This window comes from Aeromonas enteropelogenes, assembly GCF_000819845.1.
Lineage (GTDB): Bacteria > Pseudomonadota > Gammaproteobacteria > Enterobacterales > Aeromonadaceae > Aeromonas > Aeromonas enteropelogenes.
In genome coordinates this window covers 1-8026 of the sequence record NZ_CDCG01000023.1, presented here as the reverse complement: position 1 = coordinate 8026, position 8026 = coordinate 1, and the positions used below count along the sequence as shown (strand labels likewise).

Sequence of the window (8026 nt, the reverse complement as noted above, 5' to 3'; positions counted from 1 at the left end):
CGGACCGTCATCGTCGAAGCTGAACGCCGAGGTCGTGTTGTTGGCCAGCACCACCGTATCGGAGGCCACGATCTGGTCACCATCGCCGTCGACACGGGTAACCTGAGCTTGCAGCAACAGCGTGCTGCCCGGCGCCAGCAGCAGTTGCACCGCTTCGTCGTACAGACCGTCGGTGCCGTTGTCCAGCGCCTCGTACAGCGTGGTCTGCAGTTGCAGCGAGCCACCAACATCGACGATCTCGATCTTGAAGACTGTTTGGTTGGTGGTGTCCTTGCCCTCCAGCACGCCGGCACCCGTGGCGAACAGGGTGATCGCCCCGCCATTGGTGGCCACCAGGTTGGTGGCCAATCCATTAACCGGAACACCGGTGAAGCTCACCGCCGTGCTGAGCGAGCCCGCACCGTCCGAGCCGTAGCTGCCGCTGGTGGTAAACAGGCTCAGCAGGCCGCCGCTCACCGTCGTGGTCGCACGCGCCAGCGCGCCGCTCACATCGTCGTTGACATAGCTGTCGGAACTCTCGCCCGCCGCATAGTGGTCCGTGGCACCGGTGGTTTCGTCCAGCGAGACCGTCACTGCCGCCGTGCCGCCTGCGTTGGCCGTCACGGTCTGGGTCGGACCGTCATCCAAGATCGTGACATCAAGGGAGCCATTGGTGGTATCACCATCGGTATCGATCAGTACGACATTAAAGCTCTCTGCAAGTGAAGCGTCATTGGTGGGTTGGGCATGATTTTCATTGTCGAGCAGGGTGTAGCTATAGCTCACGCTACCAGCCCCAGTGACCGAGTTGAAATTAATTCCCGTCACAACTAGTTGATTGCCTAGCGGACTAACAATCGTCAGAGGGAAGGTTGTGGCCGGCTGTCCATTTGCAATCAGCGTGACACCACTCAATGTCAAGCTTTGCACCCCGTCAGGAGCATTGAAGGTAAAGACATTACTTTGTGTCAGCGCTGAGAGATTAGGCGCACTCCCGCCAGCCAACGCTGCCTCGTTAAGGGTGAGTTCTCCTCCTGCCAGCGCCAGACCACCCAGCTCAACGGGTTCATCAACAGGTGTAATTGAAATGACGAGGGTTGACTGAACCGTATCTGTACCATCAGTCACGCTGTAAATCACTGGAGGAACCGCACCGTCATAATTGGGCGCGGGGGTGAAGGTGAAACTACCGTCCGCATTGACGACCAAGGTGCCGATACCATCAATCGTGATGCTAGTGCCTACCGTGACACTGAGATTGTCCCCCCAGCTGAAATTGACTACTGTTGCGGCATTCGGACCATCTGGATTGGTTGTATTAGTCAGTAAATTTCCATTCAACACGCCATCTTCGGGAACGGTCAGTTGCTCTCCTTCATCGGCCAATTCGTTGACCAGCAATGGCTCTACGAATTGTTGGGTGTCGACAACGGGTTCAGCCTGATAGGTGGTGTCAAAACCGGCTGCAGCAATCGTGGCATCTCCAATCCGATCGATAGTGACGAAGCCACCATTACCACTGGTTCCCGCAACACCACCGATCCCGCCACCACCCGCAGCAGGTGCTCCACCGGCAGCTGACGCCTCAAAGTTTTGCGTCGGGTCTACCCCTTGCAAGATTGATTGTTGCAAAGCCGCAATATCTGAAGGCAATCCCGTGCCAGCTTCGGCTGTTTGTTGCGGCCCTGATGCTGGAACATCGGGAGCTGTCGCATCGGGCGATGCAGGAGAGGGGGTGTCATCGTAGGGCATCAAAACCAATTTGGCGTCGTCAGCAATGTTAAGCTTGGCCCCAGGTTGCAGAATTTCACCTTTTTGTAGCGGCCGACGACTGCCATCCGCCAATACAATTTCCACTTTGCCTTCAATGGCCGAGACCACAACGGTCTTGTCGATGATTTGGGTACGCATATCCATTGCTCCAAGGTGACAGATCCTGATGCATACAACATAGAAGCTATCTGTGACCCTTACCGTTGCAAAAATTTATATGGACAGCATGTCAAACTGAAGGTGATTGCATTAAATCGAACGGATTGTTTTTCTCTATATATTTCAAATGGTTGATCAATGCCCATACGAGACACCGACTTCCAAATGCTACTATAAACAGGCTTGTTTCTTCATCCATTTCAATAAAAAAGGCCCCAATGGGGCCTTTCAATTGACTCATTTGTCATTTTTCAGGACAAGGAAAAGGCTGGGTGGACGAATCCCTGATATCCATCGATATGCAATTGGGACAACACCTCAACCTGCTCCTGATCTTCGACCCGGGTCGCAATGGTGAGCACCCCGGCGTTATGAGCGGCACGGCATACAGCCGCCAGGAAGGATGTATCCGCCCCGGGCTCCATCACTTGACTGGTATAACCGTGATCCACCTTGACATAAGCTGGTGCCAGCTCTTCAAGATAGCCCAGAGACTGGAAGTGGCGACCATAGTGATCCACCCCCCACCCGAAGCCATGTTCACGCAAGACATTCACAAAAGCGGTGACTTGTTCTTTGTGTTTCACGATCGCCGCTTCCGGAATTTCAAATAGCAGACGCTCCTGAAAATCATCATGGCTGGCCAGGAAGGTAGGCAACCACCCTAAAAATACCTCTGAACACAGAGCGCCTGCGGTGATATTGATGGCCAACGTCAGCTCGGGTTCACGCTGCAACAATGCTGTGCTGGCATCAAGAATGGCCTTGTCAAACTCACTCCCCATCTGAAACTGTTCAATGGCCGGCATGAACTGTCCGGCGAAATAGTCATTTCCATCGCGGGAAATGGAAGCAAACAACTCGGCATGCAAACGAGCACCATCATCAAAACGACAAGCGGGTTGTGCCTTAAAACGCCAAAGTTGATTGGCAATGGCATCTTGCACCAGATCTCGCCATGCCAAGCGACCCATCATACCCTGACTGTTTCCTCCTTCCATCACGACTGCTCCGCGCCGCTCATTGCGTGCCTTGCCCAAGGCATTGTCAGCTTTGGTCAGCAAGGCGGAGAGATCATCATTACCATCCCGGCCAGCAATACCAATCACAGAAAGAGGCTTGCCTTCATCCATGGGATTAACGACCAGATCCGCAATACGGGTATTAATCAGCTGGGCCAGCTCTTTAAGTTGAGCAAGATCATTGGTTGGACAAAGCAAGGCGTATTCTGTCGCAGAAATGCGGGCCACTGCAGCCCCACTCCACCCTTGCAGTTGCTCCTGCAGCACTTGGGCAATCGACTTGACCATATTGTCTCGGGCGGCAAAACCCTCTTCCCGATAAATATCTTCAAGAATGTCGACTGCAACCAGCATCACACCACCCTGCCCCGCTTCGGCAATCCAGGCATTTACCTGCCCGACAAAATAGGCCCGATTACCCAGACCCGAAACGGCATCGACATAAACACGCTCACGCAATTTCTCAGCTTCATCGGCTTGCTCTTTAAATTGCACAGCCAGCTTGCCGGACAAAATATTGATCGCTTGCACCACCTGTTTCAATTCATAGGTTTTTGGCTCGGGGATGGCATGACCAAAATGGTGCAGCTCAATTTCAACTGCCTGCTCACAAATCTGCTTAAGCGGCTTCAGCAGGAAATTGAGGGCTCGCATCAGCAGGATGGTCGTAATCAAGAAGCCAACCACAAACCAGGTCGCCAGCTCGCTCATCCCGACCCAAAGCTCGTGATAAGCCTGTCCTGGATGGCCAACCACCTTGAGTTTGCCCAGTTGCAGCCAGCCAGACGTCAAAATTGACTCATTGGATACTTCCGGAAACAGCCCCAATTCGATAAACCAGTCAGGAACCCCCTGGATCCGGCTGGTGTTCTCCTCTTCAATCACATCTTTGGACGCAAGCAGATCCAGGCGAACCAGGCGATAATAACCACCATCAAAAATGGCCCGGATCACTGACTCAGCCCCCACCTTGTCCCCGTTTTCCAGATAAGGGGTCAATGCCAGCCCCAATGAGGTCGCGGTGTTGATCACCGTAGTTTCCTGCTGCTGTGCAAGATATGAACGCGTTGAATTGAACTGCACCCAGTAGGTAGCCGCGAATAGCAATCCAAACAGCAGCAGCATGGTTGCCAATAACTGTCGATAGAGCGTCATAGGTTAGTCATCCAAATTCATCACAGGTCGAGCCAATCGCCCCGATGTCATGCGATTGCGTAGATCATTCCATAATCCCAAGCGAGATGATTGCCCGGCCAATTCACCCTGACCACGCGCTTTCATCAACCACAAGTGACTACCGTTAAAACTGTAAATTGGGACCAGATCCCGTCGTTGCGTTGCCGGACGAATGGAACCAATCAGGTTGTCCAATATGACCGGTACTGATGCAGGGTTTTCATAATAAGCAACGACCATATGGAACTGGTTATAATCGAGTGCCTTGACATACACCATCCGCATTTTCTCATCTGGAATACCCAATTCAAGCAAGGTCGAATATTTTGCGATGCTGAAATCTTCGCAATCGCCTCCTGATGCCCCCAGAAACTCCAGTGGTGTTGCCCAGTAATCCTTTTTGCGCCACAACTTGCTATCGTCGATAAAACGCATCTGGTTAAAAAACTGATTCACCTTTTCCAGCTTCTGCCGCTCGGATAATCCGGCAGTGCGGTTCTGCTCGACCAGAGTACGCCAGGTCGTCACCCTTTTCCCGGCCCGTCCTCCATAGGTTTGCTCAGCACGTTTGACCAGTTGGATGTCTTCCTGGCTCAACGGTTGGCTGGCAGATAAAAGAAGGGAGATGGGAAGAAGCCATAGCCACAAGACATAGCGCAGAGCACGACTCACATATCGGCTGACAAGGGGCAGGGCTCCAGAGTGATCGCCAGATAGACACCTGAAGGTCTCATCGTTCGTCTGCTGCATCGTGGGTGGAGAACTCCTGAACAACACGGCCAGTTTTGGTTTGGGCAGGGTTAGCCGCATAGATACGGCCACCCCCGCCGACGCTATTTTTCTGTGGTGAGAAAAGAGCGATAACTTATTGTTGCTTGGCTTGCCATTCAGCAGGCTGTTTGAAATTGAATGCATTAAGCAGGCTGCCCGTCGCATTCAGGATGCGATAATCTGCCAGCAATGCATCATATTCTGCCGTGATATAGCTGCGGCGAGCTTCAAACAGTTCGTTTTCGGTGTTCAGCACATCCAGCAAGGTACGTTGACCCAGACCAAATTGCTTTTTGTATGCCTGAACGGTGTCGTAGCTCGCGTCCACATGCTCTTTCAAAAAGGTCTTCTGCTTGGTCAATGAATCCTTGGCGTTCCATGCCAGACGGGTGCCCTCTTCTACCTGGCGAAAAGCATTCAGGTGAATATCTTTCGCCTGGGAATAGAGTGCCGAGGTCGCATTGCTTTCAGCGACATCAGAGCCGCCACGGAACAGGTTGTAACGCATTCGAACCATGGCCGTAAGGTCATCGTTGCGACCTTTAACCCCGTCGATGTCTTCGTTCCAGTTTTGATCAACCTCAAAGGTAACATTGGGATAGAAGCCGGATTTGGCACCTTCATGCTGGTATTTGGCCGCTTCGATATCCTGCAGGGAAGAGAGCAGGGTTGGATGCACTTCGGTCGCTACCTTGAGGGCATTGTCCAGACTGGCTGGCAGCAATTCGGCATTGGGCACTGGCTGCACCAAATCTTTTGGTACCTCGTTGACGACGCGGATAAATTCACTTTCCGCATCACGGTAGTTGTTCTCGGCAGCAGCCTGGTTGGCGTATGCACGAGCAACACGACCATCGATCTGGGTCTGATCGGCGGTTGAGCCCAAGCCCGAGTCCGTCCGTTTCTGGATATCGCTGCGGATCTGTTCATGAGTCTCGAGGTTTTGTCTGGAAAGCTCCAGGATCTCCTGCTGGCGCAGCATGTTGAGGTATACCTCGGCTACCCGCAGGGCGGTATTCTCGGCTTCGGAGATCATTGCCAGACGTTGGGCATTGGCTTCTGCCTCGGTTCTGGAGACGTTGTTGCTGACATCGAACCCGTCAAACAGCATCTGACGCAAGCTGATACCTGCTTCTTTACGCGTCATGGAGTCATCGCTATTCGGATTGAGCCTGGTCGAGGGGCTATCCGTTTTTTCATAACCTACGCCACCACGCAAATCGATTGTCGGATAATAGCCTCCCTTGGCACCATCATGTTGATAGAGACGCGCCTGATAAAGATCAAACGCTTCTTTAATCTTGGGGTGAGTGGAAAGTGCCAGTCCTACCGACTCCTCCAGCGTTTGGGCTTGTCCCAACGCAGGCAGCAGAGTGGCGCCACTAACCAGCATGGCAACAATCGTTTTTTTCATGTTATCTCCAGTCATGTTTTGTTTTCTGATTGTTGGCTTATCGTTCTCGAAGTGCAGACTGTTTGGCCCGCAATATAGGCTTAAGTAGATAGTCTAGAACACTTTTCTTGCCAGTAATGATATCCGCACTGGCTAACATACCGGGGATGATGGGAAGTGCGTTTAGCTCATCGCCCAAGTAACTTTTTTCAGTTCGCACGCGAACCAGATAGAAGGAGTTCCCCTCCTCATCCTGGATTGAGTCCGCACTTATTTGTTCAACCTTACCATGCAATCCCCCGTAAATGGTGAAATCATATGCGGTGATCTTGACCACGGCATCCAGCCCCGGACGTAGAAATGCGATGTCTTTCGGGGAAATCTTGGCCTCGACCAGCAGGGTATCTTCCAAGGGGACGATTTCCATCAGATCCATCCCTGGCTGGACCACACCACCCAGTGTATTGATCTTGAGCTTTTTAATAGTGCCTTTAAGAGGGGCAATCACGCTGGTTCTGTCCACCCTGTCGCGCAGGCCGACCTGCCCCTCTGACAACTGACCCAACTGGCCCTGTTTCTCGTTAAGCTCGGTTTGCGAGTCGGCCCTGAATTTGAGCGCGATATCATTGCGTTTGAAAATGGTCTCACGCAGCACCGAATTAAGCTTGGGGATCAGTAGTCGGTTGCTCTCCAGCTCCCCTTGCATATCATTCACTTGCCGCTCCAATTTGATGAGTTCCACCTGCGGCACTATCCCCTCTTTTGCCAGAGGGCGACTGATGTTCAGCTCCTGCCTGGCCAGATCCACACTACGGTTCACGGTGCGGATCTTGGCATTGAGCTCGATCAGCTCCTGCTCTTTCTGCTCGATTTGCTGACCAAGAATGTAGAGCTGATTTTTCAGGTTGTTGAGACGCGCCTTTTGCACGGATCGCTCTCGGTTCGCATATTCGACGAAGACCTTCTCATAACCCTCGGGAAACTGGATCGGCACCTCTGTCACCGTCACCTGATCACGCCACCCCAGTGCGGGATCGTTTTTCACCTCGACGCTGGCCATCTCGGCACGCAGTCTCGCCACATCCCCTTTCAGAGTCACCAGCTCTTTTTCCCGCTCCCGAAAATCGGAACGAAAACGGGTATCGTCGATACGCAGCAGGGGCTGCCCCTTCTCAACGATGTCCCCTTCCTTGACGAAGATCTCCTTGACGATCCCCCCTTCCAGGTTCTGGATCACCTGCAATTGACGGGAAGGGATGACCTTGCCCTGCCCAACCGTCACTTCATCCAGTTCGGCCCACGACGCCCAGACGATAGCGCTCATGAAGAACAGGAAACAACACCACAGCAAGATCCTCGCCCGGGTAGGGGTTGTAAGCAGTACCGCCGCAGCGCCGTCGTCAACAAACTCCAGATGTTCGGGGGATGGCAGCACCTCGCCAGAAGGGGATTTTCTGGTGCCTTTAACTCTGTCCATCAATCCCTTAACCATGGGAGACCTCCTGCACACGGACCTTGCCTTCTTTAAGCCGCTGCAAGATGACCTCCTTGGGACCATCGGCAACAATCTGCCCCTGTTCAATCACAATCACCCGACTGGCCACATCCAGCATGGAGGTCTTGTGGGTGATCAGGATGAGGGTCGTTTCCGGCCCCAGTCTGGCCAGTTCCTGTTTGACCTGCATCTCGGACTGGTTGTCCATGTTGGAAGTAGGTTCATCCATCACCAGAATGGGAGGATCATTGAGCAGCG

At 52.9% G+C, this 8026-nt stretch carries 5 protein-coding genes and 1 pseudogene; all 6 read right to left on the bottom strand.

Features of this window, described 5'->3' with window-relative positions; all coding sequences use genetic code 11:
* On the bottom strand, window positions 1–1890 hold a 1890-nt coding region (locus tag BN1123_RS21335; RefSeq protein ID WP_231555605.1), incomplete at its 3' end, for a retention module-containing protein.
* A 272-nt stretch (window positions 1891–2162) separates the two neighbouring features.
* The gene (locus BN1123_RS08870; RefSeq protein ID WP_042026555.1) at window positions 2163–4088 is read right to left on the bottom strand and encodes an EAL domain-containing protein; all 1926 of its coding nucleotides are present in this window, start codon (window positions 4086–4088) and stop codon (window positions 2163–2165) included.
* A 3-nt stretch (window positions 4089–4091) separates the two neighbouring features.
* Complete coding sequence (locus tag BN1123_RS08865; RefSeq protein ID WP_082037512.1) at window positions 4092–4859, bottom strand: transglutaminase-like cysteine peptidase; 768 nt, start codon at window positions 4857–4859, stop codon at window positions 4092–4094.
* A gap of 115 nt (window positions 4860–4974) precedes the next feature.
* Complete coding sequence (locus tag BN1123_RS08860; protein ID WP_042026553.1) at window positions 4975–6294, bottom strand: TolC family outer membrane protein; 1320 nt, start codon at window positions 6292–6294, stop codon at window positions 4975–4977.
* Between the two features lie 37 nt (window positions 6295–6331).
* Window positions 6332–7765, bottom strand: coding sequence for an HlyD family type I secretion periplasmic adaptor subunit (locus BN1123_RS08855; RefSeq protein WP_197064494.1), 1434 nt, complete (start codon window positions 7763–7765; stop codon window positions 6332–6334).
* Window positions 7758–8026 (bottom strand): annotated as a pseudogene (locus BN1123_RS08850) (type I secretion system permease/ATPase); the annotation flags it as partial. The gene BN1123_RS08855 and the pseudogene BN1123_RS08850, both read right to left, overlap by 8 nt.

What these genes read in the sequence shown, in the direction of transcription:
- BN1123_RS08870 (WP_042026555.1), bottom strand. Translation starts at nt 4,088, where the DNA reads ATGACGCTCTATCGACAGTTATTGGCAACCATGCTGCTGCTGTTTGGA.
- BN1123_RS08865 (WP_082037512.1), bottom strand. Translation starts at nt 4,859, where the DNA reads ATGCAGCAGACGAACGATGAGACCTTCAGGTGTCTATCTGGCGATCAC.
- BN1123_RS08860 (WP_042026553.1), bottom strand. Translation starts at nt 6,294, where the DNA reads ATGAAAAAAACGATTGTTGCCATGCTGGTTAGTGGCGCCACTCTGCTG.
- BN1123_RS08855 (WP_197064494.1), bottom strand. Translation starts at nt 7,765, where the DNA reads ATGGTTAAGGGATTGATGGACAGAGTTAAAGGCACCAGAAAATCCCCT.